Here is a 580-nt window from a genome sequence, read left to right on the forward strand (position 1 = left end):
GTTAGGAGGGCGGCTAGGTCGCCAGCTTTTTCGATTGCAGGACCGGATGTTATACGTATAGAAACGCCCATTTCATTGGCGATTATGTTGGACAGGGTAGTTTTGCCCAATCCTGGAGGACCATACAAAAGGACATGGTCTAGCGGTTCGTTGCGCTTTTTAGCGGCGTCTATGAATACGCGTAGATTGTCTTTGATCTTATCTTGGCCGACATAGCTCTCAAAGGTTTTTGGGCGTAGGGAATTTTCTAAATCGGTGTCTATTGATTTGAATTCGCTTGTTACTATTCGCTCTTGCTCGTCCATGTTTTTCTCCTTAGTTTGATCAGCGTGTTGGCGTTTTTATAGTTCGTGGGTCTATTCCTTTGATGGCTATAAGAGTTAGAATGCTTTTTGCGACTTGGTCTGCCGATGTATCGGCTTTGATTGTTGCGTTGGCATATTTTTCGTATAGAGGTTTGCGTTGTTCATAGGCGACATCGATTATATCTGCTAGTGGACGATTATTGCTATCTGCTAACGATTTTTTTATGTCTTCTAGTTTTCTATCAAGATATATTATGAATGAACTGTCTTTTAAT

Annotated in this window: 2 protein-coding genes; both read right to left on the reverse strand. The window is 41.6% G+C overall.

Going from position 1 to position 580, the window contains the following annotated elements:
- On the reverse strand, positions 1-305 hold a 305-nt coding region (locus ACYVTD_RS15715; protein WP_461248632.1), incomplete at its 3' end, for an AAA family ATPase.
- A 19-nt stretch (positions 306-324) separates the two neighbouring features.
- A partial coding sequence (locus tag ACYVTD_RS15720; protein WP_461248633.1) for a shikimate kinase occupies positions 325-580 on the reverse strand: 256 nt, incomplete at its 5' end.

This window comes from Treponema sp. R6D11, assembly GCF_054786075.1.